Raw genomic sequence first — 22,102 nt, 5'->3', positions numbered from 1 at the left:
TATGTCTAGACATATTAACCATTATACCAGTCATAAGGCAAGACGCCGATGCTTCTGACCCATGCCACCCTTGCAACGATGATCAACGGCTATGGCCTGATCCCCGATGCCGCCGTGGCAATGGACGGCGACCGGATCGCCTGGGCCGGGCCAATGACCAGCCTGCCCGCGACCTTCCGCGCCCTGCCCGAGCACGACTGTGCCGGACGCCTGGTCACACCGGGACTGATCGATTGCCACACCCACACCGTCTTTGCCGGACACCGCGCGGTCGAATTCGAGCTGCGATTGAAGGGCGCAAGCTACGAAGAGATCGCCCGCGCCGGAGGCGGGATCCTTTCCACCGTGACCGCCACCCGCGCGGCGTCCGAGGACGATCTGCTTGCTGCAGCCCTGCACCGGATCGACCAGCTGATCGCCAGCGGCGCCACGACGATCGAGGTGAAGTCCGGCTATGGCCTCACGGTCGAAGACGAGCTGAAGATGCTTCGTGTTGCGCGACGCATCGCCGACAACCGGCCAATCACTGTAAGGACCAGCCATCTTGCCGCCCATGCGGTTGCGCCGGAATACTGGGGCAACCCGGGCAGTTACATCGCCGAGGTCGCCATTCCCTCGCTTCGCCTGGCCCGGGCCGAGGGGGTCGTCGATGCGGTCGATGCCTTCTGCGAGACCATCGCCTTTTCGGTGGACGAGCTTGCGCCCCTCTTCGTCGAGGCCCGCGCCCTGGGCCTTCCCGTGAAGATCCATGCCGAGCAGCTTTCCGACCAGGGCGGCGCCGCCTTCGCCGCCCGGCACGGGGCGCTTTCTGCGGATCATCTGGAATATCTCTCGCCCAAGGGCATTGCGGCAATGGCGGCGGCGGGCACGGTTGCGGTGATCCTGCCGGGCGCGTTCTACACGCTGCGGGAAGGCCAGCTGCCGCCCATCGCCGCCCTGCGCGCGGCGGGTGTCCCGATGGCGGTGGCGACCGACCTGAACCCTGGTTCCTCGCCCATGGCCTCGCTGACCTTGGCGATGAACATGGCCTGCACCCTGTTCCGCCTGACGCCGGAAGAGGCGCTTCTCGGCACCACGGCCCATGCCGCCCGCGCGCTGGGGCTGGGCGACCGGGGCCGCATCGCGCCGGGCCTGCGCGCCGACCTGGCGATATGGGAGGCCGACCATCCGGCGGAACTCAGCTACCGCATCGGCGCCACCGCGCTGCATCAACGCATATACGGAGGCCGTCTTGACGCCTGAAATCCTGATCCCCGGCCAGGTCAGCCTTGCCCAGATCGAGCGTATCTACAGGCAGCGCCTGCCCGCCCGCCTGCACGACAGCGCGCGTCCGGGGATCGCGCGCGCCGCAAGCCACATCGCGGCCGCAGCGACCGGGCGGGCCGCGGTCTATGGTGTAAATACAGGATTCGGCAAGCTCGCCAGTATAAAGATCGCGCCGGAAGATACTGCCACGCTTCAGAAAAACCTGATCCTCAGCCATTGCTGCGGCGTGGGCGTGCCCATGGCCGAGGACGTGGCACGGCTGATGATGGTGCTGAAGCTCCTCTCGCTCGGCCGCGGCGCCTCGGGCGTGCGGCCCGAGGTTGTGGCGCTGATCGAGGACATGCTGGCCCGGGGAGTGACCCCGGTCATCCCCGACCAGGGCTCGGTCGGCGCCTCCGGCGACCTCGCGCCTCTGGCGCATATGACCGCAGTGCTGATCGGCCATGGCGAGGCGATGGTGGACGGCCAGGTGAAGCCCGGCGCCGAAGCCCTTGCGCAGAAAGGACTATCGCCGATCACGCTGGGCGCGAAGGAAGGGCTTGCCCTCATCAACGGCACGCAGTTTTCCACCGCCTATGCGCTGGCCGGCCTGTTCCAGGCCTGGTCTGCCACGCGCGAGGCGCTGGTGATCTCGGCCATGTCCACCGATGCGATCATGGGATCGACCGCGCCGCTGGAACCCGAAATCCACACCCTTCGCGGCCATCCCGGCCAGATCGAGGCGGCGGCGACAATGCGCGCGCTGCTTGCCGGCAGCGAGATCCGCGAAAGCCACCGCGAGGGCGATACCCGCGTCCAGGACCCCTACTGCATCCGCTGCCAGCCGCAGGTGACGGGCGCGGCGATGGACGTGTTGCGCATGGCGGCGCGGACGCTTGAGATCGAGGCCAATGCCGCCACCGACAACCCGCTGGTCCTGTCGGATGGCCAGATCGTCTCGGGCGGCAATTTCCACGCCGAACCCGTGGGATTCGCCGCCGACATGATCGCCATGGCCATCGCCGAGATCGGCGCCATCGCGCAACGCCGCGTGGCGTTGATGGTGGACCCGACGCTGTCCTTCGACCTGCCCGCCTTCCTGACTCCGAAGCCCGGCCTGAACTCCGGCCTGATGATCGCCGAGGTCACCACCGCCGCGCTGATGAGCGAGAACAAGCACCTCGCCCATCCCACGGTGATCGATTCGACGCCGACCAGCGCCAACCAGGAGGATCACGTCTCGATGGCCGCCCACGGCGCGCGCCGCTTGGGCCGGATGGCCACGAATCTGCACGTCATCCTCGGCGTCGAGGCGCTCTGCGCCGCGCAAGGGGTGGAGTTCCGCGCGCCGCTGCGCACCTCCGCCCCGCTGCAGGCCGCGCTGCACGTGCTGCGGGCCGAGGTGCGTGCCCTGGAAGACGACCGCTACCTCGCCCCTGATCTTGCCAAGGCTGCCGCATTGGTGGCCGAGGGCGCGCTTGGCCGCGCCACGGGCGTCCCCCTTCCCGCCCTCGCCTGACTTCTTCCGTTCCCAAATATCCTCGGGGGGTCCGGGGGGCGAAGCGCCCCCGGGGCCTCCACCAGACCAGGAGCCCGACCATGACGAACCCCCGCCACAACCTCCGCGACATCTACCCGCCGACCGGCCCAGAGCGGACCTGCAAATCCTGGCAGACCGAGGCCGCGATGCGGATGCTGATGAACAACCTTCATCCCGACGTGGCCGAAAACCCGCATGAACTGGTGGTCTATGGCGGAATCGGCCGCGCCGCACGGACCTGGGACGACTTTGACCGGATCGTCGCCAGCCTGAAGGACTTGGAGTCGGACGAGACACTGGTCGTCCAATCCGGCAAGCCCGTGGCCATCGTCCGCACCCACAGCGACGCCCCGCGCGTGCTGATCGCCAACTCGAACCTCGTTCCGCACTGGGCCACTTGGGCGCATTTCAACGAGCTCGACCGCAAGGGCCTGATGATGTACGGCCAGATGACCGCCGGGTCCTGGATCTACATCGGCACGCAAGGCATCGTGCAGGGCACCTACGAGACCTTCGCCGAGGCCGGGCGGCAGCATTACGGCGGTAACCTCACGGGCCGCTGGATCCTGACCGGCGGCCTCGGCGGCATGGGCGGCGCGCAGCCCCTGGCCGCCGTGATGGCGGGCGCCTGCTGCCTGGCGGTGGAGATCGACGAGACGCGGATCGATTTCCGCATCCGCACGCGTTATCTGGACGCGAAAGCTCATACCCTTGACGAAGCCCTGGCCATGATCGCCGACTGGACGGCGAAGGGCGAGGCGAAGTCGGTGGGCCTTCTGGGCAACGCGGCAGAAGTCTTTCCCGAACTTCTCGCCCGGATGCGCGCGGGCGGGCCGCGCCCGGACATCGTGACCGACCAGACCTCGGCCCATGATCCGCTGCACGGCTATTGCCCGGCGGGCTGGAGCGTCGCCGAATGGCGCGCGAAGCAGGAGACCGACCCGGCGGCGGTGGAGAAGGCCGCGCGGCATTCGATGCGCGCCCATGTCGAGGCGATGGTGGGCTTCTGGAACGAGGGGATTCCCACGCTCGACTACGGCAACAACATCCGCCAGGTGGCGAAGGAGGAGGGTTTCGAGAACGCTTTCGCCTTCCCCGGTTTCGTCCCGGCCTACATCCGCCCGCTGTTCTGCAAGGGGATCGGCCCCTTCCGCTGGTGCGCGCTGTCGGGCGACCCCGAGGACATCCGCAAGACCGATGCGGCGATGAAGCGGCTTTTCCCCGACAACGCGCATCTGCACCGCTGGCTCGACATGGCCGGGGAACGCATCGCCTTCCAGGGCCTGCCAGCGCGGATCTGCTGGATCGGGCTGGGCGACCGGCACCGGGCGGGGCTGATGTTCAACGAGATGGTCGCCAGCGGAGAGCTGAAGGCGCCCATCGTGATCGGGCGGGACCATCTGGACAGTGGCTCGGTCGCCTCGCCCAACCGCGAGACGGAAGGCATGAAGGACGGCTCGGATGCGGTTTCCGACTGGCCGCTTTTGAACGCACTGGTCAACACCGCGAGCGGAGCGACCTGGGTTTCGATCCACCACGGCGGCGGGGTCGGCATGGGGTTCAGCCAGCACGCGGGCGTGGTGATCGTGGCCGACGGCACGCCCGAGGCCGCGCGGCGGCTGGAGCGTGTCTTGTGGAACGACCCGGCCTCGGGCGTGTGGCGGCATGCGGATGCGGGCTACGAGGCCGCGATCCAGTGCGCCAAGGAGCACGGGCTGCGGCTGCCGGGGATACTCGGTAACTGACCGGCACCAGTGTCGGGGGGCAACTGTTCCGGCGCAGATCCGGCTAGGCCAGCCGCTCCTTCAGGAACTGCAGCGTCACGCCCAGCCCATCGGGTGCGATGCCGTGGCCGGTGCCTTGCATGACGTGACCATATGTCGGAAAACCGGCCGCGACCAGCGCGTCTCCTGCCCTGGCCATGTCGGAAAACGGCACCACAGGGTCCTGATCGCCGTGGATCAGCAAAACCGGCGGCTTCACCAGCGCTTCCGCAGCCAGGGCATCGGGCCTGAGCAACCGGCCCGAGATCGCGACCACCCCGGCCACGGCCTCGGGGCGGCGGGGGGCGACCTCCAGGCTCATCATCGCACCCTGGCTGAAGCCGACCAGCGCCATGCGGTCGGGCATCAGCCCCTCTTCGGCAAGGCGCGCATCAAGAAAGCCGTTCAGATCCTTGACCGCGGCCGCCAATCCCGCTGCGGCGGCAGCTTCGGAAGACCCGTCGAGCCAGGGAATCGGGAACCATTGATAGCCGAAACCGCCCCCCGCGCAGCGTTCAGGTGCGTCCGGGGCAACGAAGGCCGTTTCCGGCAGGTGCGGCGCCAGGACATCGGCCAGGCCCAGAAGGTCGGCGCCATCCGCGCCATAGCCATGCAGGAACACGACCAGCGACCGCGCCTGCCCCTGCCCCGCGCCCTTCCGCCCGAACCGCAATTCCCGCATCAGATCACCCCTTCCCGTTCCCGTGCCACGCGGTAGTAGGCCCAAAGCACCCGCGCCGCAACCGAGCGCCAGGGCGACCAGGCCTCGGCCATGGCCCGCAGCGCCTTGTCGGTGGGCCGCGCGGGCAGGTCGAACAGCATCCGCGCCGCCTCTTGCAGCGCCAGGTCGCCGGGGGCGAAGACATCGGCCCGCCCCAGCGCGAACATGGCATAGATCTCGGCTGTCCAGACCCCGATCCCCGGCACTGCGACCAGAGTGCGGACGACCTCTGCATCGGGAATGTCGCGCAAGGCGTTGAAATCTATGCCCGCCTGCGCCAGCGCCCTGCCATAGCGCGCCTTCTGCCGCGACAGACCCGCGGCGCGCAGGTCCGCGTCCGAGGCCCGCGCCATCGCCTCGGCCCCGGTCAGCCCCGCGCCTTCCAGCCGCGCCCAGATCGCCCGGGCGCTGGCGACCGAGACCTGCTGGCCGACGATCGCACGCAGCAGGGCCGCGAAGCCGTCGGGCTCGCGGCGCAGGGGCAGCGGCCCGACCACGGGCAGCGCGCGGGCAAAGGCCGGCTCGCGCGCGGCGAGCCACTCCGCCCCTTCGGCCACGCAGTCCAGAGACGTGATGATCCGGCCCACCATGCCCCTTCCTGCCATCCGCGGCGCCCGGTCGCAACCCTGCCCCTTGCCCCTTGGCCGGCACAGGTCTACGCCTTGCCCCCATGACCAGCGACTCCACCGGCCGCCGCAATGTGATCGTCCTTGTCGCCGCCCAGGCGATCCTGGGGGCCCAGATGCCCATGATCTTCACCATCGCCGGGCTGGCCGGTTCCACGCTGGCGCCGAATGCCTGCTGGGCTACGCTGCCGATCTCGATGACGGTCATCGGCTCAATGCTGACCGCGACGCCGATCTCTGCCTTCATGCAGCGCCACGGGCGCCGCGCGGGGTTCGTGGCTGGTGCGCTTGGCGGGGCGCTGGGGGCAGCCATCGGCGCCTGGGGATTGTCGAGCGGCAGCTTCCTTCTTTTCTGCCTGGGTGCGCTGTTCACCGGTATCTACATGTCGGCGCAGGGCTTCTACCGCTTCGCCGCCGCCGACACAGCGTCCGACACTTTCCGTCCAAAGGCGATCAGCTGGGTCATGGCAGGGGGGCTGCTGTCGGCCATCGTCGGGCCGCAGCTGGTAAAGGTGACCGCGGACTATGCGGTGGTGCCGTTCCTGGGCTCATATCTCGCGGTCATCGGGCTTAATCTTTTCGGCATGTTTATCTTTGCCGCGCTGGACATTCCGAAGCCGAAGCCGCCTGAACTTGGGGCGCCGTCTGGCCGCTCGCGGGCAGAACTTATCCGCACCCCGGTGATTGCCGTGGCGATGATCTGTGCCACCGTCTCTTACGCGCTGATGAACCTGGTGATGACGTCCTCGCCCCTGGCAGTGGTCGGCTGCGGCTTCGATACGGGGGATGCGGCGGATGTGGTAACCGCCCATGTGCTGGCCATGTATGCGCCCAGCTTCTTCACCGGCCATCTGATCGCCCGCTTCGGGACCGAGCGGATCATCGCGCTTGGGCTGACCATCCTGGCCGCGGCCGGGGCGGTGGCGATGGCCGGGGTGCAGCTCGAGAACTTCTTCATCGCTCTGGTCCTGCTGGGAATCGGCTGGAACTTCGGCTTCATCGGGGCGACCACGATGCTGACCAACGCGCAGCGGCCGGAAGAACGCGGCCGGCTGCAAGGCCTGAACGACCTTGTCGTGTTCGGAGGTGTGACCTTGGCGAGCTTTTCGTCGGGCGGGCTGATGAATTGCGCCGGCGGCTCGACCCAGGCGGGCTGGCAGATGGTCAATCTGGCCATGCTGCCCTTCCTGGTGCTGGCGGGCGGCGCGCTGATCTGGCTCTGGCTGCGGCCGCAGGAAACGCGCGCCTGAACGGCCGCTCTTGGCCGCATTGCATGCGCTCATCGCTCGGTCCCGCGACGAGGCGACGCAACCGAACGAGGAGCAGCCCTTACCAGCGCCCGGTGACACCCTGCCGCAGAAGCAGCCACCGGCGCCGGAAGTCCGAAAGTCCCAGCGATGCTCTTTCCCCGGCCAGCGCCTGACGCAGCAGTGCTTCTGTCTGCCAGCCCGCCAGAAGCGCCGGGGCGACCCCCTTGGGCACCGACCGGCGCGCCTGGCGCGCAACCGTCAGCCTTTCCAGCCCCAGCCGCGCCAGGTCAGCGGCGCCGACGCCCTCGGGCAACGGCTGCCGGCCGCGCGCGACAAGCTCGGGCACGGCGCGCAGGTAGAAAGCCGCCGCCGTGGCCCAGCCATAGGCGCGCACCGCATGTTCCGCCCCCTCCGGCGCCCCCAGCGCCCTGGCGGCCAGCCACATCAGCCCCGCCCCGGTGTCGTCCAGGTAGGTCGTCAGCCCGGCGATCCCGTCATGCGGCTCGCGGTGGATGTCCCATCGGCGGGCAGCGATCAGGCGGTCCATGACCTCGACTGGCAGGCCGAAATCCCGGATCAGCGCGTGCAGCGGACCCGCGACCTCATGCGCGCGGGCAGCCCCCGAGGCCGCGTTTTCCACCACGTCGCGCCACCATTGCAGGCGCATCTCGGCGATCAGCGGCTCCTGCGTCACCCAGGGGGCGCGGGCGACTTCGAGGTTGAAGGCATAAAGCGGCAAGAGCTGCGCGCGCACCGCGACGGGGGCGGCCATCACCGCGAGGAAACGGTCCGGATCGCCCCGCTGCACCAGCCCGGCGCAGGCGTCGAGGCTCATGCCGCCGCCCCTTGCGGCTGGCCGAAGTCACGGATCAGTTTCCACTGGATCGCGTCCAGCAGCGCCTCGAAACTGGCGTCGATGATGTTGGCGCTGACCCCCACGGTGGACCAGCGGTGGCCCTGCCCGTCCTCGCTGTCGATGATGACGCGCGTCACCGCCTCGGTCCCGCCATTGGTGATGCGGACCTTGAAGTCCACCAGCTTCATGTCGTCGATGCAGGCCTGATAGGGGCCAAGATCCTTGGCCAGCGCCTTGGCCAGCGCGTTGACCGGGCCGCGGTCGCTGCCGGTCTCGTCCATGCTGTCGCTGACCGACATCATCTTGCGGTCGCCGATCTTGACCACCACCACCGCCTCTGAAAGCGAGATCATCCGGTCGTACTTGTTCTTCCGCCGCTCCACCGTCACCCGGTAGCGCTTCACCTCGAAGAAGTCGGGACACAGGCCCAGTTCGCGCCGGGCGACCAGCTCGAACGACGCCTGCGCGCCGTCATAGGCATAGCCCTGATCCTCGCGCGCCTTCACCACCTCGATGATCCGGCCCAGGCGCGGATCCTTCGGATCGACCTCGATCCCGGCCGAGGCGAGCCGCGCCCGCAGGTTCGACAGGCCCGCCTGGTTCGACATCGGAATCACGCGCTCGTTGCCAACAAGCGCCGGGTCGATATGTTCGTAGGTCGAGGGATCCTTCAGGATCGCGCTGGCGTGCAGCCCCGCCTTGTGCGCGAAGGCCGAGGCGCCGACGTAAGGTGCGCTGCGCAGCGGCACGCGGTTCAGGATGTCGTCCAGCATCCGGGAGGTCTTGAGCAACCCCGCCAACGCCGCGCGGCTGACCCCGGTCTCAAACCGGCTGGCATAGGGTTCCTTCAGCAAGAGCGTCGGGATCAGCGTTGTCAGGTTCGCATTGCCGCAGCGTTCGCCCAGCCCGTTCAGCGTGCCCTGCACCTGCCGCGCCCCGGCCTCGATCGCGGCCAGCGAGTTCGCCACCGCATTGCCGGTGTCGTCGTGGCAATGGATGCCCAGCCGGTCGCCGGGGATGCCGGCGGCGATGACCTCGGCCGTCACCCGGCCCACCTCGGCCGGCAGCGTGCCGCCATTGGTATCGCAAAGCACGATCCAGCGCGCGCCCGCATCCCGCGCCGCCGTCAGGCAGGCCAGCGCATAGGCCGGGTTGGCGCGGTAGCCGTCGAAGAAATGCTCGGCGTCGAACAGGGCCTCGCGGCCCCTGGCGACCAGATGCCGGATCGAGGAGGCGATGGCCTCGAGGTTTTCCTCCAGCGTCACGCCAAGCGCGGTGGTGACGTGAAAGTCATGCGTCTTGCCGACGAGACAGACCGCCGGGGTGCCCGCGTTCAGGACGGCGGCCAGCACATCGTCGTTCTCGGCCGACCGGCCCACGCGGCGGGTCATGCCGAACGCGGTGAGCGTGGCGCGAGTCTCGGGCGGTGCGGCGAAGAAATCGCTGTCCGTGGGGTTCGCGCCCGGCCAGCCGCCTTCGATGTAGTCCACCCCCAGCGCATCCAGCGCGCGCGCGATCTGCTGTTTTTCGGCGGTGGAGAACTGCACGCCCTGCGTCTGCTGCCCGTCGCGCAGCGTGGTGTCGTAAAGCCAGAGGCGCTTACGCCGGGCCGAAAAATTTTCGGACGAAAATTTTTCTTTCTCTACGGTCACTTGATCGCCTCCAGCCTTGCCGCATCGAAGCCGGGTCCGGGCACCAGCTCGACCCCCGCCTTCGACATGCGCACCTCGACCCCCGCCGCGACCAGCGCGGCCTTCAGGGCATCGACGGCGGAAAAATCCTTCGAGACCATTGCCTCGGCCCGAAGCGCGGCCAGCCGTTCCGCCTGACCCGACAGGTCAACCCGCGGCGCTGTGGCCCAAGCGCCCAGATGCTCGGTCAGAAGACCCATCAGCTGCGCCGAGGCCTTCAGCCCCGCCCAATCCCCCTCGCCCGCTGCGGCATGCAGCGCAGCCAGCGCGCCGGCGGTGTTCAGATCGTCGGCCAGCGCCTCGACCACAGCCGGCAGGGGCGACGATGCGGCAACCGACGCCGACGCCGCGCGCCACTTGCGCAGGGTCGCCTCGGCCGCGCGCGCCTTGTCCGCCGTCCAGTCCATCGGGCTGCGGTAATGCGTCATCAGGAAGACGAAGCGGATCACTTCGCCCGGAATGCCCTGGTCCAAGAGGTCGCGCACGGTGAAGAAGTTGCCCAAGCTCTTGGACATCTTCTTCCCCTCGACCTGCAACATCTCGTTGTGCAGCCAGTAATGCGCGAAGTCGCCGTGCGGATGGGCGCAGGCGGACTGGGCGATCTCGTTCTCGTGGTGGGGGAATTGCAGATCCAGCCCGCCACCGTGGATGTCGAAGGATTCGCCCAGAAGCTCATGCGCCATGGCGCTGCATTCGATGTGCCAGCCGGGCCGGCCGCGGCCCCAGGGGCTGTCCCAGCCGGGCTCGGCGGCCGAGGACGGTTTCCACAGCACGAAATCCATCGGGTCTTCCTTGAACGGGGCGACCTCGACCCGGGCGCCCGCGATCATGTCGTCCACGCTGCGCCCCGAAAGCTTGCCATAATCCCGGTAGCTGCGGACGCGGAACAGGACATGGCCCTCTGCCGCATAGGCATGGCCGGACCGGATCAGCTCCTCGGTCATCGCGATCATCTGGCCGATGTATTCCGTCGCCCGCGGCTCATGCGTCGGGCGCAGCGCGCCGAGGGCGTCCATGTCGGCATGATACCAGGCGATGGTCTCCTCGGTGCGCTCGCGGATCAGCTCTTCCAGGGTGCCCTTCGCGCCGGCCTGCTGCCGCCGCAGCGCCTCGGCGTTGATCTTGTCGTCAACGTCGGTGAAGTTGCGAACGTAGGTCACATGATCCGCGCCATAGACATGCCGTAGCAGACGGAACAGAGTGTCGAACACGACCACGGGGCGCGCATTGCCCAGGTGCGCCCGGTCATAGACCGTGGGGCCGCAGACATACATCCGCACATTGGCCGGGTCGATCGGAAAGAAGTCCTCCTTCTTCCGGGTCCTGGAGTTCGTCAGGCGGATCTTCACCATGTCAGTCCCTTCGACACGCGAGCCTTCGCCGCGCGGGTTCGGCTTCTTTCCATGGGGAATGACGAAGCGCCCGCGCGACCGAAGTCAGCGGGTAATGCAGCAGATGCGGATGTTGCGCAACGTCGTCATGGCATGGGCCTAGCATGCCAGCCCCCCCGCACGCAAGCCGCACGAGGGGGCAGAGCAGCCCTATTCCGCAGCCTTCACGCTGGGGTTGTTCGGGTGCGTCGTCCAGTTGGCATAATCCCCGACCTTGACGCCCGTCCTGGGATCGACCGCGCCCTTCGGCAGCTCGACCATGGTGATGCAGTTGTCCACCGGGCAGACGTTGACGCAGAGATTGCAGGCCACGCATTCCGCATCATTCACCTCGAACACCCGGCCAGGCTTCATCAGGATCGCCTGGTGGCTGGTATCCTCGCAGGCGGCATAGCAACGGCCGCACTTGATGCAGACATCCTGGTCGATCCGCGCCTTGGTGACATAGTTCAGGTTCAGATACTGCCAGTCGGTCACATTCGGCACAGCGCGGCCGACCAGATCCGACAAGGCGATCTGCTTGTCGTCCAGATATTGCGAAAGGCCGCTGATCATCTCCTGCACGATCTTGAAGCCGTAGGTCATCGCCGCCGTGCAGACCTGCACGTTACCCGCGCCGAGCGCCATGAACTCGGCCGCGTCGCGCCAGGTGGTCACACCACCGATGCCGCTGATCGGGAGGCCATGGGTCTCCGGGTTGCGGGCGATCTCGGCCACCATGTTCAACGCGATGGGCTTGACCGCCGGTCCGCAATAGCCGCCATGCGTGCCCTTGCCGTCGATCGATGGCTCGGGGCTGAAGCTGTCCAGGTTGACCGAAGTGATCGAGTTGATCGTGTTGATCAGGGAAACCGCATCTGCGCCGCCACGCTTGGCCGCTTCGGCCGGGCGGCGGATGTCGGTGATGTTCGGCGTCAGCTTCACGATGCAGGGCATTCGGCTATGCTTCTTGACCCAGCGGGTGACCATTTCGATGTATTCCGGCACCTGACCTACGGCGCTGCCCATGCCGCGTTCGGCCATGCCATGCGGGCAGCCGAAGTTCAGTTCTACCCCGTCGGCCTCGGTATCCTCGATCCGGGCCAGGATGTCTTTCCAGCTGTCCTCGTCGCAGGGCACCATCAGGCTGATGACCAAGGCGCGGTCCTTCCACTTGCGCTTGACCTCCTTGATCTCGCGCAGGTTCACCTCCAGCGGGCGGTCGGTGATCAGCTCGATGTTGTTCAAGCCGAGAAGCCGCCGGTCTGCCCCCCAGATCGCGCCATAGCGCGGCCCGTTTACGTTCACGACCGGCGGCCCCTCGGAGCCGAGCGTCTTCCACACGACGCCGCCCCAGCCGGCCTCGAAGGCGCGCTCGACATTGTACTTCTTGTCCGTCGGTGGCGCCGAGGCCAGCCAGAACGGGTTCGGCGACTTGATGCCGATGAATTCGGAAGACAGGTTAGCCATGGCAGACCTCCTTGGCGAAAGCAGAGAGCGATTGCTTGGCGCGGAGCTTTCCCCCGCACCCATTCAGAGCAGCGACCAGAGCCAGCCGATGATGTCGCCGCCGAACTGGCCGAGTTTCGGAATCAGGAACGCCCAGGCGATGCAGCCCAGCGTGTTCCAGAACATGAACCGCGGCAGGGTCATGCGGCTCATCCCGGCCAGCAGGAAGACAACGGGCCGGAAAACCGTGGCGAAATGCCCGATGAAGATGGTTGCGGGGCCATATTTCGCAAAACTCGCCTGCGCCTTTTCCACCATCTCGGGGTGGTCGCTCAGCGGCTTCAGCGCCAGCACCACGCCGCCATAGCGTCGCCCCAGCCAGTAGCTGAAGGTCGAGCCTATCAGTGCCCCGATCGTCGTGCCGATCCAGAGCGACCAGAACGGCACCGCCCCGGTCGCCACCAGCCCGCCGATGCCGACCAACACGACGGTCGATGGCACCAGGATCGACAGGAAGGCCGTGGTCTCGGCCGCGGCAAAGGTCATCATGATCAGCGGCAACCAGTCGCGGTTGCGCTCGACGAAGGCGATGAAGGTGTCGGTCCAGCCGTCCATGCTTCGCCCCTGATGGCGCGAAAGCCTTGGGCTGGCAAGGAAAATCGCCCCGCATCAGCCGGCCGTCAGCGCGGCATGGATCGCCTCGGCGGCGTCGCGGCCCTCGGCCACGGCCGTCACCGTCAGATCCTCGCCCCCGGCGGCACAATCCCCGCCCGCCCAGACCTTGCCCTGATGTCCCTTCAGCTTGCCGCCCTCGACAGCCAGCCCCTCGGGTGCCCCTGCCAGCGTCTGGCCGATGGCCTTGAACACCTGGTCGGCCTTCAACCGGAAGGTCTCGCCGGTGGGCTTCAGCCCCTCGGGGGTTTCCCGGGTGTAGGCGAATTCCACCTCGCGCACCGCGCCGTTGCCGTGGATGGCCACCGGCATCGCGTTGCAGATGATGCGGACGCCTGCGCTGGTGGCATGTTCCTGTTCGTAGGCCGAGGCAGACATCTTCTCCTGCCCGCGGCGATAGACGATGGTGACGTTTTCCGCCCCCAGCAGTTTCGACTGCACCGCGGCATCCACTGCGGTCATGCCGCCCCCGATCACCACCACGTCGCGCCCGATGGGCAGCGTGGACAGATCCGCGGTCTGGCGCAGCTCGGCAATGAAATCGACCGCGTCGCGCACGCCCGCCTTGTCCTCGCCAGGAGTGCGCAGTGCGTTCACGCCCGCAAGACCGATGCCGAGGAAGACCGCATCATATTCTGCCTCAAGCTGCGCCAGCGTCACGTCTCGGCCAAGCTCGACTCCGCAGCGGATCTCGATCCCGCCGATAGACAACAGCCATTCGACCTCTTTCTGCGCAAAGCCGCCCGTAGTCTTGTAGCTGGCAATGCCGTATTCGTTCAGGCCGCCTGCCTTCGGGCGGCGCTCGACCACCACGACGTCATGCCCGTGCATCGCAAGGCGGTGGGCGCAGGCCAGACCCGCCGGTCCCGCCCCTACGACGGCGACGCGCTTTCCGGTCCGCGGCGCCCGGGTGAAAGGATGCAGCCCCTTGGCCATGGCCACATCCGTGGCATACCGTTGCAGGCGTCCGATCTCTACCGGCTTGCCCTCGGCCGCCTCGCGCACGCAGGCCTCTTCGCACAGGGTTTCCGTGGGGCAGACGCGCGCGCACATGCCGCCAAGGATATTCTGGCTCCAGATCGTCGTGGCCGCGGCTTCGGGCGTGCCGGTCGCGATCTGGCGGATGAACAACGGAATGTCGATCGCCGTGGGGCATGCGGTGATGCAGGGCGCATCGTGACAGAAATAGCAGCGGTCGGCGGCGACGCGGGCCTCGTGCGCATCCAGCGGCGGCTCGTGATCGGCGAAGTTCCGGGCATAGGCGGCGTCCGGCAAGCGGCCGGCCACGATTCCGGGGGTAAACGGACTGTTCGACATCGGCTGTGGGCCTCCCTGGCTCATCTTTTGATGGAAGGCTGGCACAGGTCGAATTTTTTATCAAACGGTAAATTTTCAAGCAGCACAGGATTTTGCATCGTTAGCGCCAACTGCCCGGGGATCAGGCACGGATTCGCGGCTTTTCAGCCCCCGGCCGCTCGCGTATAAGCGCCCCACACGCGGCGGCGGGGGCGCACCCTGCCTTGAAGCCAATGGCGCAAAGCCAACAGAGGACGGCATGAGCAAGCAGACGACCGACACGGATGTGGCCTTCATCTCGGCACTGGCCGAGCTTCTGAACAAGAACGACCTGACCGAACTGTCGGTGAAGCGCGAATATGGCGAGGATGACAGCCTCGAGGTGCGCGTCGTCAAACAGGCCAATGTGGTGACGGTTGCCGCTGCGGCCCCTGCCCCCGTGGTCCACCAGGTCGCCTCGGCTGCGACAGCGCCGGCCGCTGTCTCAGCCCCGGCCGCGCCCGAAGACCCGGCCCAGCACCCCGGTGCGGTGACCTCGCCCATGGTCGGCACCGTCTATCTTGCCCCCGAACCGGGGGCCGCACCCTTCGTGACCGTGGGCTCGCAGGTCAGCGAAGGCCAGACCGTCCTGATCATCGAGGCGATGAAGACGATGAACCACATCCCCGCCCCGCGCGCGGGCACGGTAAAGCGCATCCTGGTCGAGGATGGCCACCCGGTCGAATACGGCGCCCCCCTCCTCATCATCGAGTGAGGCGCCCATGTTCGAGAAAATCCTGATCGCCAACCGCGGCGAGATCGCGCTTCGCGTCATCCGCGCCTGCCGCGAAATGGGGATCAAGTCGGTCGCCGTGCATTCGACTGCCGACGCTGACGCGATGCATGTGCGCATGGCCGACGAATCCGTCTGCATCGGGCCGGCACCCAGTTCGGAAAGCTATCTGAACAAGGCGGCAATCATCTCTGCCTGCGAAATCACCGGCGCCCAGGCCGTGCATCCGGGCTATGGCTTCCTGTCCGAAAACGCCAGCTTTGCACAGGCACTGGAGGATCACGGCATCACCTTCATCGGACCCAGCGCGGAACACATCCGCATCATGGGCGACAAGATCACGGCAAAGGAAACTGCAAAGGCGCTTGGCATTCCGGTTGTTCCGGGTTCCGACGGCGGCGTGCCCGACTTCGACACGGCACGCCGCGTCGCGGAAGGCATCGGCTATCCGGTCATCATCAAGGCCACTGCCGGCGGTGGCGGGCGCGGCATGAAGGTGGCCAGGAACGCCGAAGAACTGGAAATCGCCTTCCGAACCGCCCGCAGCGAAGCCAAGGCCGCCTTCGGCAACGACGAGGTCTATATCGAGAAATACCTTCAGAAACCGCGGCACATCGAGATTCAGGTGTTCGGTGACGGCAAGGGCCGGGCGGTCCACCTGGCAGAGCGCGACTGCTCGTTGCAGCGGCGCCATCAGAAGGTGTTCGAGGAAGCCCCCGGCCCCGCCATCACCCCGAAGATGCGGGCAGAGATCGGCACGATCTGTGCCAATGCGGTCGCAAAGATCAACTACATCGGCGCCGGAACCATCGAATTCCTCTACGAGGACGGCAGGTTCTACTTCATCGAGATGAACACCCGCCTTCAAGTGGAACACCCGGTCACCGAATACATCTTCGGCGTTGACCTTGTGCGCGAACAGATCCGCGTCGCGGCCGGGTTGCCGATGTCCTTCACCCAGGACGAGCTGGAGATCAACGGCCACGCCATCGAGGTGCGGATCAACGCCGAGAAGATACCGAACTTCTCGCCCTGCCCCGGAAAGGTGCGTATGTTCCATGCCCCCGGCGGCTTCGGGGTACGGATGGATTCGGCGCTGTATTCCGGCTATACGATCCCGCCCTATTACGACAGCCTGATCGGCAAGCTGATCGTCCATGGCCGCGACCGGCCCGAGGCGCTGGCCCGCCTGAAACGCGCCCTGTCAGAGCTGATCATCGACGGTGTGGACAGTTCTGTGCCACTGTTCCACATGCTGCTGGCCGAGCCCGACATCCAGAACGGGGAATACAACATCCATTGGCTGGAGAAATGGCTGGCCGAGCAGTTCGGCTGACACTCGATCGGGGTGCCCTTGCGGGCGCCCCACCGCAAAAGTTTTCAAGACTTTTGCAAAATCCTTCAAAGGATCTTGCGATGTCCGATCCGGTAGAGGAGATCACCCCCGAGATCCTGCTGCGCGCCTATGCGATGGGAATCTTTCCCATGGCCCAGACACGCGGCGACGAGACTATCCACTGGGTCGATCCGCGCCGGCGCGGCATCCTTCCGCTGGACGGTTTCCACGTCTCGCGTTCGCTGGCGCGCCGGCTGCGCCGTGCAGATTTCCGTGTCACGACCAACCGGGCCTTCGCACAGGTCGTGGAGGCCTGCGCCGACCGCCCGGGCGACACCTGGATCAGCCATCGGATCCAGCGCCTGTATCAGACGCTGCATGATCTGGGCCACGCCCATAGCCTTGAGGTCTGGCAGAACGAATGTCTGGTGGGTGGGGTCTATGGCGTCACGCTGGGCGCTGCCTTCTTCGGCGAAAGCATGTTCAGCCGTGTAACCGATGCCTCGAAGGTGGCGTTGGCGCATCTGGTTGCGCGGCTGCGGGCCGGCGGTTTCCGCCTGTTCGACACCCAGTTCCTGACCTCGCATCTGGCCAGCCTGGGCGCGGTGGAAATTCCCCGCGCCACCTATCACCGTCTGCTGGCCGAGGCGCTGCAGGGCGAAGCGACATTCGACTTGCCGGACTATTCGCCCGAAGGGCTGGCCTCGGGCAGGACGCAGGACAGCACCCAGACGTCATAACGCGGATGATCCAAAGCCGACAGCGCGGGCGAAGATGCCAGCATCCAGCCGCTGAACAGTTGTGCCTGAGTTGCCTCGTCGATCATGGTCAGATGGGCCTCGGCCTCGGACGAGGGGTTGCTCACCGGATAGCGGCAGTCGTCCAGCTGCACGATCAGCCGCCCGAACCTGGCCGCCTGTCCGACGCCCAGCGTCACATCGCCGGTCTCGCTGGTCAGCTTGTCCAGAAAACGCAGCGAGGCGCCAGGCGCTGACGCAAAGTCCTGCGCTGCGGCTGGCAGCGTCGAAAGCAGGCCGGCAATCAAGGCAAGCCGGGCAATCATGGCGCCGCAGGATCCGTGCTTTCATCGGGGGTAGCGGCTCCGCCAGCCTCGGCCCCTCCGCCCACGAATTTCAGCAGCAGCGAGATCACGCTGACCGCGCCCTGCGTGTCCTCGATCTCGTCACCGGGTTCCAGGGTTTCCAGCGCACCGCCGGGCAGAAGCTCGACAAAATTGCCGCCCAGCAACCCCTCGGACGAAATCAGGATGGTGCTGTCAACCGGCAGGAGGATGTCCTTGCGGATCGTGATCGTCGCATCTGCAAAGAAGGTCTCGGGATTCAGCCGCAGATCGGTGATGGTCCCGACCTTGACGCCCGCAAGTCTCACGTCAGACCCGATGCGCACCCCCTCGACAGACCGGAAACTCGCCGTCAGCGGATAGCTGTCGGGTTCCCGCACCAGTCCTGCGCCTTGCGCAGCATAGACCACAAAACCGATCGCCACGGCTAGAACGGCGGCCCCGGTCAGGATTTCGGCACGCTCGTAGGCCATCACTCGGGCTGCCAGGCCTCATAGTCGCGCCGGGCGACGGGTTTGGCACGCCGGATCGAGCCAGGCGGCACATAAGCCGCTTCGGTGCCGGTAAGGTTCTCCTGATGGGGCTTTTCCCAAGGCTTGTGCTTCAGCGGGGCCTTGGTTGGCGGTTCGTCCCAGGTGTGGTGCAGCCAGCCGTGCCATTCGGGCGATATGCGAGAGGCTTCCATCTCGCCGTTGTAGATAACCCAGCGCCGCTTGCCGTCGCGGGTCTGATAGAAAGTGTTCCCGGCCTCGTCCTGGCCGACCTTCACCCCCTTGCGCGCAGTGAAGATCTGGGTGCCGATGGTCTGGCTGTTCCACCAGGTCAGCAGACGTTTCAGGAAATTCATGTCGGGTCTCCGCTTCGCTTGGCCCTGATATGGCCCAAAGGTCTGCCAAGGTCTAGGGGAATGGGCACAGCTGGCGTCCTTGTCCGCTCTTCCCTTGCCGACAGTCCATTCGCGCCGTCCTCTTGGCTGGCAAGGAACGCTGTCGGGGCGAGATGATAAGCGGATCAAGCCTTGGCGGGCTCTTTCTTTTTGGTCTCGGTATAAACCAGCATCGGCTTAGCACCCGAGTTCACCGCCTCATCGTTCACGACGACCTCCTCGACACCATCCATGCCCGGCAGTTCGAACATGGTGTCCAGAAGAATGTCTTCCATGATCGACCGCAGTCCGCGCGCGCCGGTCTTGCGCTTGATCGCGCGCTTGGCGATGGCGGTAAGGGCATCAGGGGTGAAGGTCAGCTTGACGCCCTCGATCTCGAACAGACGCTGGTATTGCTTGACCAGCGCGTTCTTCGGCTCGGTGAGGATGGTGACCAGCGCCGCCTCGTCCAGGTCAGTCAGCGTGGCAATCACCGGCAGACGGCCGACGAATTCGGGAATGAGGCCGAACTTCAGCAGATCCTCGGGCTCAAGTTCCTTGAACAGTTCGCCCACGGAACGTTCATCGGGGCTTTTCACGTCGGCGCCAAAGCCGATGCCCGACCCCTTGTTGCGCTGGGCAATGATCTTTTCCAGCCCTGCGAAGGCGCCGCCGCAGATGAACAGGATGTTCGTCGTGTCCACTTGCAGGAATTCCTGCTGAGGATGCTTGCGGCCCCCCTGTGGCGGCACGGAGGCCACCGTGCCTTCCATGATCTTCAGAAGCGCCTGCTGCACGCCCTCACCGCTCACGTCGCGGGTGATCGAGGGATTGTCCGACTTCCGCGTGATCTTGTCGACCTCGTCTATGTAGACGATGCCGCGCTGGGCGCGTTCGACATTGTATTCGCTGGCCTGCAACAGCTTCAGGATGATGTTCTCCACGTCCTCGCCGACATAGCCGGCCTCGGTCAGCGTGGTGGCGTCGGCCATGGTGAAGGGCACGTCCAGGATGCGCGCCAGCGTCTGCGCCAGAAGCGTCTTGCCGCAGCCAGTGGGGCCGATCAGCAAGATGTTCGACTTCGACAGTTCGATATCGTTCTTCGAGGAATGGTTCAGCCGTTTGTAGTGGTTGTGTACGGCCACCGAAAGCACCCGCTTGGCATGCACCTGGCCGATCACATAGTCGTCCAGCACCTTGCAGATCTCGCGCGGGGTGGGCACACCGTCCGAGGATTTCAGACCGGTGGTCTTCGTTTCCTCGCGGATGATGTCCATGCACAGTTCGACACATTCGTCGCAGATGAAGACCGTGGGCCCCGCGATCAGCTTGCGCACCTCATGCTGGCTCTTGCCGCAGAAGGAACAGTAAAGCGTGTTCTTGCTGTCGCTGCCGGAGTTGTTCGCCATCCATTGCCCTCTGGACACTGTCCCTTGTCACTCGGCCGCTGCCCGGCCCCGGTCCCCCAAGCGCAAGTCTAGGACAAGCCCCTGGTCTCCACAATCCGAAAAACCCCCCGCCGGTAGCCCTTGCGGGAGGGGTGTGTCATCACTTCGACGTATCGTCCGCCTTGCCCCGGCTTTCCAGGATCTCGTCGATCAGACCCCAAGCCTTCGCATCCTCGGCCGACATGAAATTGTCGCGCTCCAGCGCACCTTCGACCGTCTCGTAGGTCTGGCCGGTGTGCTTGACGTAGATCTCGTTCAGGCGGCGCTTCAGCTTCAGCGTCTCCTGCGCATGGATCCAGATGTCGGTGGCCTGGCCCTGATAGCCGCCGCTGGGCTGGTGCACCATGATCCGGCTGTTCGGCAAGCTGTAGCGCATGCCCTTCTCACCCGCCGTAAGCAAAAGCGAGCCCATCGAGGCCGCCTGTCCGATCACCAGGGTCGAAATCTTCGGGCGGATGTATTGCATCGTATCGTAGATCGACAGGCCAGCCGTCACCACGCCGCCGGGGCTGTTGATGTACATGCTGATTTCCTTGGTCGGGTTTTCCGACTCCAGAAACAGCAGCTGCGCGCAGATCAGGCTGGACATCCCGTCATGCACCGGGCCGGCCAGAAAGATGATCCGCTCCTTCAAGAGGCGGCTATAGATGTCGTAGGCGCGTTCGCCGCGGCTCGTCTGTTCGACGACCATGGGGACGAGCGTGTTCATGTAGTGATCAACGGGATCGCGCATTCGGTGCCTGCCTGTGTCTTATCGCAAGAAATATCGCCGGAACTCTTAGCAGAGTCTTAGTGGGGTGCGCGGGGGGCTGCAAGGGCAGCTCCGGGAAAAGGCATCGAGAGGTGCGGCGACCTGCCGCCCTGCCTTGAAAGCGGGCAACCCTTTCCTAACCTTGACGCATGACCAGCCCGATCCCGACCCGCACTGCGGGGCTAGAGCGCCTGCACGCCTTCCTGCCCCGCGCGGGCCGTGATTATGCGCATTTCCGCAACCTCGACCTGCCCGGCCACCTGCACGTGTCGTGCCTTTCGCCCTGGCTGCGCCACCGTCTCGTCACCGAAGCCGAGGTCATTGCTGCCGCCCGTGGCCGGCACGGCTCTGCTGCCGACCGGTTCCTGGCCGAGGTCTGGTGGCGAACCTACTGGAAGGGCTGGCTGGAACTGCGCCCCGGCGTCTGGGCCGCCTATCGCCAGGGCCTGACCGCTGCGCTGAACCGGCTGGCCGTGGAACCAGGTCTTGCCGCGCGGGCAGAGGCCGCCATGCGGGGCGAAACAGAGATCGACGGTTTCGATGACTGGGCACGGGAACTGGTGGATACCGGCTACCTGCACAATCACGCCCGGATGTGGTTCGCTTCGATCTGGATATTCACCTTGCGTCTGCCGTGGGAACTTGGGGCCGACTTCTTCCTTCGGCACCTCATCGACGGCGACCCGGCGTCGAACACGCTGTCGTGGCGGTGGATCGCAGGGCTGCATACGACCGGCAAGACCTACCTCGCCACCGCGGATAATATTGCACAGAACACGCGCGGCCGCTTCCGGCCCAAGGGGCTCGCCACCAGCGCCCCGCCCCCTGCCGCGCCTTCCCACCCCGCCCCCCTGCCCCCACCCGCAGGTGACTGGGTTGACCCGGACCTGCCCACCCTGCTTCTTGTCACCGAAGAAGACCTTTGCCCGGAGTTCCTGCTGCACGCAGGCCTGCGCCCCAGCGCAGTGGCGGCGCTGAGCGATGTCTCGGGGCGCTCGCCGCTGGCGGTTGCCGCACCGGTCCATCGTTTTACCGAAGGCGCAATAGCCGATGCGCTTGCCCGCCTTGGCGCACCCGAGGCGCCGATCTTCCGGGGCGGCGAGACCGCCGCACTTGTGGCCCATGCCGCGCGTGAAGGCGTTCGCCAGATCGTCACCCCCTACGCGCCCGTGGGCCCAATCGCCGCCCGGCTGATCGAACTTTCCCGCTTTGCCGACGCCCAGGGAATCGCCCTGGTCCGCGCCCTGCGTCCGCATGACCATGCAGCCTGGCCCCACGCCACCCACGGCTTCTTCCGCTTCCGCGACGCGGTGATGGGCTGAAGGTCAAGGCTTGTCGCTGATTGTCTCACTCCTTGCCACCCGGCCGGG

The 22,102-nt window shown here is 66.3% G+C and carries 21 protein-coding genes; 8 read left to right on the top strand and 13 right to left on the bottom strand.

The window, feature by feature from the left end:
• The first annotated feature begins 48 nt into the window (after positions 1–48).
• The 3 genes from hutI to hutU all read left to right on the top strand — a co-directional run bounded on the left by hutI (position 49) and on the right by hutU (position 4,530).
• Positions 49–1,242 carry an imidazolonepropionase gene (hutI, locus tag EYB42_RS06340; RefSeq protein WP_135449027.1) on the top strand — a complete coding sequence of 398 codons (1,194 nt, stop codon included), beginning with the start codon at positions 49–51 and terminating at the stop codon, positions 1,240–1,242.
• Positions 1,232–2,764, top strand: a complete 1,533-nt coding sequence (hutH, locus tag EYB42_RS06335; protein ID WP_135449026.1) for a histidine ammonia-lyase — start codon at positions 1,232–1,234, stop codon at positions 2,762–2,764. Before hutI ends, hutH begins: the two co-directional genes overlap by 11 nt.
• Positions 2,765–2,844: 80 nt before the next feature.
• Positions 2,845–4,530 carry a urocanate hydratase gene (hutU, locus tag EYB42_RS06330; RefSeq protein WP_135449025.1) on the top strand — a complete coding sequence of 562 codons (1,686 nt, stop codon included), beginning with the start codon at positions 2,845–2,847 and terminating at the stop codon, positions 4,528–4,530.
• 43 nt (positions 4,531–4,573) lie between these two features.
• Here the strand turns inward: hutU and EYB42_RS06325 are convergent, their stop codons facing one another.
• Both EYB42_RS06325 and EYB42_RS06320 read right to left on the bottom strand, forming a co-directional pair.
• Positions 4,574–5,233 carry an alpha/beta hydrolase gene (locus tag EYB42_RS06325; protein ID WP_135449150.1) on the bottom strand — a complete coding sequence of 220 codons (660 nt, stop codon included), beginning with the start codon at positions 5,231–5,233 and terminating at the stop codon, positions 4,574–4,576.
• Positions 5,230–5,859: a DNA-3-methyladenine glycosylase family protein gene (locus tag EYB42_RS06320; RefSeq protein ID WP_135449149.1), complete on the bottom strand. Its 630-nt coding sequence runs from the start codon at positions 5,857–5,859 to the stop codon at positions 5,230–5,232. The genes EYB42_RS06325 and EYB42_RS06320 overlap by 4 nt, the downstream gene beginning before the upstream one ends.
• Before the next feature lie 80 nt (positions 5,860–5,939).
• On the opposite strand from EYB42_RS06320, the gene EYB42_RS06315 reads away from it, so the two are divergent.
• A complete protein-coding gene (locus EYB42_RS06315; RefSeq protein WP_135449024.1) occupies positions 5,940–7,145 on the top strand; it encodes an MFS transporter in 1,206 nt (401 codons plus the stop codon).
• A gap of 79 nt (positions 7,146–7,224) precedes the next feature.
• Here the strand turns inward: EYB42_RS06315 and EYB42_RS06310 are convergent, their stop codons facing one another.
• The 6 genes from EYB42_RS06310 to EYB42_RS06285 all read right to left on the bottom strand — a co-directional run bounded on the left by EYB42_RS06310 (position 7,225) and on the right by EYB42_RS06285 (position 14,500).
• A complete protein-coding gene (locus tag EYB42_RS06310) occupies positions 7,225–7,980 on the bottom strand; it encodes a phytoene/squalene synthase family protein (RefSeq protein ID WP_135449023.1) in 756 nt (251 codons plus the stop codon).
• Positions 7,977–9,653 carry a citramalate synthase gene (cimA, locus tag EYB42_RS06305; protein ID WP_135449022.1) on the bottom strand — a complete coding sequence of 559 codons (1,677 nt, stop codon included), beginning with the start codon at positions 9,651–9,653 and terminating at the stop codon, positions 7,977–7,979. Before cimA ends, EYB42_RS06310 begins: the two co-directional genes overlap by 4 nt.
• Complete coding sequence (cysS, locus tag EYB42_RS06300; protein WP_135449021.1) at positions 9,650–11,044, bottom strand: cysteine--tRNA ligase; 1,395 nt, start codon at positions 11,042–11,044, stop codon at positions 9,650–9,652. The genes cimA and cysS overlap by 4 nt, the downstream gene beginning before the upstream one ends.
• 189 nt (positions 11,045–11,233) lie before the next feature.
• On the bottom strand, positions 11,234–12,532 hold the full coding sequence (gene preA, locus EYB42_RS06295; RefSeq protein ID WP_135449020.1) for an NAD-dependent dihydropyrimidine dehydrogenase subunit PreA: 1,299 nt from the start codon (positions 12,530–12,532) through the stop codon (positions 11,234–11,236).
• Positions 12,533–12,595: 63 nt separating this feature from the next.
• A complete protein-coding gene (locus EYB42_RS06290; protein WP_135449019.1) occupies positions 12,596–13,126 on the bottom strand; it encodes a DedA family protein in 531 nt (176 codons plus the stop codon).
• 54 nt (positions 13,127–13,180) lie between these two features.
• On the bottom strand, positions 13,181–14,500 hold the full coding sequence (locus tag EYB42_RS06285; protein ID WP_135449018.1) for an NAD(P)-dependent oxidoreductase: 1,320 nt from the start codon (positions 14,498–14,500) through the stop codon (positions 13,181–13,183).
• Positions 14,501–14,738: 238 nt separating this feature from the next.
• Between EYB42_RS06285 and accB the strand changes: the two genes are divergently transcribed.
• The 3 genes from accB to aat all read left to right on the top strand — a co-directional run bounded on the left by accB (position 14,739) and on the right by aat (position 17,327).
• Positions 14,739–15,233 (top strand): acetyl-CoA carboxylase biotin carboxyl carrier protein, encoded by a 495-nt coding sequence (accB, locus tag EYB42_RS06280; protein ID WP_135449017.1) that lies wholly within the window; start codon positions 14,739–14,741, stop codon positions 15,231–15,233.
• Between the two features lie 7 nt (positions 15,234–15,240).
• The gene (accC, locus tag EYB42_RS06275) at positions 15,241–16,587 is read left to right on the top strand and encodes an acetyl-CoA carboxylase biotin carboxylase subunit (protein WP_135449016.1); all 1,347 of its coding nucleotides are present in this window, start codon (positions 15,241–15,243) and stop codon (positions 16,585–16,587) included.
• 80 nt (positions 16,588–16,667) lie between these two features.
• Entirely contained in the window at positions 16,668–17,327 is a 660-nt protein-coding gene (aat, locus tag EYB42_RS06270) for a leucyl/phenylalanyl-tRNA--protein transferase (protein WP_211195375.1), read from the top strand.
• Here aat and EYB42_RS06265 read toward each other — a convergent pair.
• The 5 genes from EYB42_RS06265 to clpP all read right to left on the bottom strand — a co-directional run bounded on the left by EYB42_RS06265 (position 17,270) and on the right by clpP (position 20,714).
• Positions 17,270–17,650 carry a DUF2155 domain-containing protein gene (locus tag EYB42_RS06265; protein ID WP_135449014.1) on the bottom strand — a complete coding sequence of 127 codons (381 nt, stop codon included), beginning with the start codon at positions 17,648–17,650 and terminating at the stop codon, positions 17,270–17,272. The two genes, aat and EYB42_RS06265, sit on opposite strands and share 58 nt — an antisense overlap.
• A complete protein-coding gene (gene mlaD, locus EYB42_RS06260) occupies positions 17,647–18,141 on the bottom strand; it encodes an outer membrane lipid asymmetry maintenance protein MlaD (RefSeq protein WP_135449013.1) in 495 nt (164 codons plus the stop codon). Before mlaD ends, EYB42_RS06265 begins: the two co-directional genes overlap by 4 nt.
• Entirely contained in the window at positions 18,141–18,515 is a 375-nt protein-coding gene (locus EYB42_RS06255) for an NADH:ubiquinone oxidoreductase subunit NDUFA12 (RefSeq protein ID WP_135449012.1), read from the bottom strand. Before EYB42_RS06255 ends, mlaD begins: the two co-directional genes overlap by 1 nt.
• A 164-nt stretch (positions 18,516–18,679) precedes the next feature.
• Positions 18,680–19,942, bottom strand: a complete 1,263-nt coding sequence (gene clpX / locus EYB42_RS06250; RefSeq protein ID WP_135449011.1) for an ATP-dependent Clp protease ATP-binding subunit ClpX — start codon at positions 19,940–19,942, stop codon at positions 18,680–18,682.
• Positions 19,943–20,081: 139 nt separating this feature from the next.
• A complete protein-coding gene (gene clpP / locus EYB42_RS06245; RefSeq protein WP_135449010.1) occupies positions 20,082–20,714 on the bottom strand; it encodes an ATP-dependent Clp endopeptidase proteolytic subunit ClpP in 633 nt (210 codons plus the stop codon).
• Positions 20,715–20,881: 167 nt separating this feature from the next.
• Between clpP and EYB42_RS06240 the strand changes: the two genes are divergently transcribed.
• Entirely contained in the window at positions 20,882–22,054 is a 1,173-nt protein-coding gene (locus EYB42_RS06240) for an FAD-binding domain-containing protein (RefSeq protein ID WP_135449009.1), read from the top strand.
• The last annotated feature ends 48 nt before the right edge of the window (positions 22,055–22,102 follow it).

Origin of the sequence: Tabrizicola caldifontis (assembly GCF_004762095.1) — a bacterium.
Classification (GTDB): domain Bacteria; phylum Pseudomonadota; class Alphaproteobacteria; order Rhodobacterales; family Rhodobacteraceae; genus Tabrizicola; species Tabrizicola caldifontis.
This window is presented reverse-complemented; position numbering and strand designations above follow the sequence as displayed.

Coding starts and splice junctions, on each gene's coding strand:
- hutI (WP_135449027.1), top strand. CDS start 49: ATGCTTCTGACCCATGCCACCCTTGCAACGATGATCAACGGCTATGGC.
- hutU (WP_135449025.1), top strand. CDS start 2,845: ATGACGAACCCCCGCCACAACCTCCGCGACATCTACCCGCCGACCGGC.
- EYB42_RS06320 (WP_135449149.1), bottom strand. CDS start 5,859: ATGGTGGGCCGGATCATCACGTCTCTGGACTGCGTGGCCGAAGGGGCG.
- EYB42_RS06315 (WP_135449024.1), top strand. CDS start 5,940: ATGACCAGCGACTCCACCGGCCGCCGCAATGTGATCGTCCTTGTCGCC.
- EYB42_RS06310 (WP_135449023.1), bottom strand. CDS start 7,980: ATGAGCCTCGACGCCTGCGCCGGGCTGGTGCAGCGGGGCGATCCGGAC.
- cysS (WP_135449021.1), bottom strand. CDS start 11,044: ATGGTGAAGATCCGCCTGACGAACTCCAGGACCCGGAAGAAGGAGGAC.
- preA (WP_135449020.1), bottom strand. CDS start 12,532: ATGGCTAACCTGTCTTCCGAATTCATCGGCATCAAGTCGCCGAACCCG.
- EYB42_RS06290 (WP_135449019.1), bottom strand. CDS start 13,126: ATGGACGGCTGGACCGACACCTTCATCGCCTTCGTCGAGCGCAACCGC.
- EYB42_RS06285 (WP_135449018.1), bottom strand. CDS start 14,500: ATGTCGAACAGTCCGTTTACCCCCGGAATCGTGGCCGGCCGCTTGCCG.
- accB (WP_135449017.1), top strand. CDS start 14,739: ATGAGCAAGCAGACGACCGACACGGATGTGGCCTTCATCTCGGCACTG.
- accC (WP_135449016.1), top strand. CDS start 15,241: ATGTTCGAGAAAATCCTGATCGCCAACCGCGGCGAGATCGCGCTTCGC.
- aat (WP_211195375.1), top strand. CDS start 16,668: ATGTCCGATCCGGTAGAGGAGATCACCCCCGAGATCCTGCTGCGCGCC.
- EYB42_RS06265 (WP_135449014.1), bottom strand. CDS start 17,650: ATGATTGCCCGGCTTGCCTTGATTGCCGGCCTGCTTTCGACGCTGCCA.
- mlaD (WP_135449013.1), bottom strand. CDS start 18,141: ATGGCCTACGAGCGTGCCGAAATCCTGACCGGGGCCGCCGTTCTAGCC.
- EYB42_RS06255 (WP_135449012.1), bottom strand. CDS start 18,515: ATGAATTTCCTGAAACGTCTGCTGACCTGGTGGAACAGCCAGACCATC.
- clpX (WP_135449011.1), bottom strand. CDS start 19,942: ATGGCGAACAACTCCGGCAGCGACAGCAAGAACACGCTTTACTGTTCC.
- clpP (WP_135449010.1), bottom strand. CDS start 20,714: ATGCGCGATCCCGTTGATCACTACATGAACACGCTCGTCCCCATGGTC.
- EYB42_RS06240 (WP_135449009.1), top strand. CDS start 20,882: ATGACCAGCCCGATCCCGACCCGCACTGCGGGGCTAGAGCGCCTGCAC.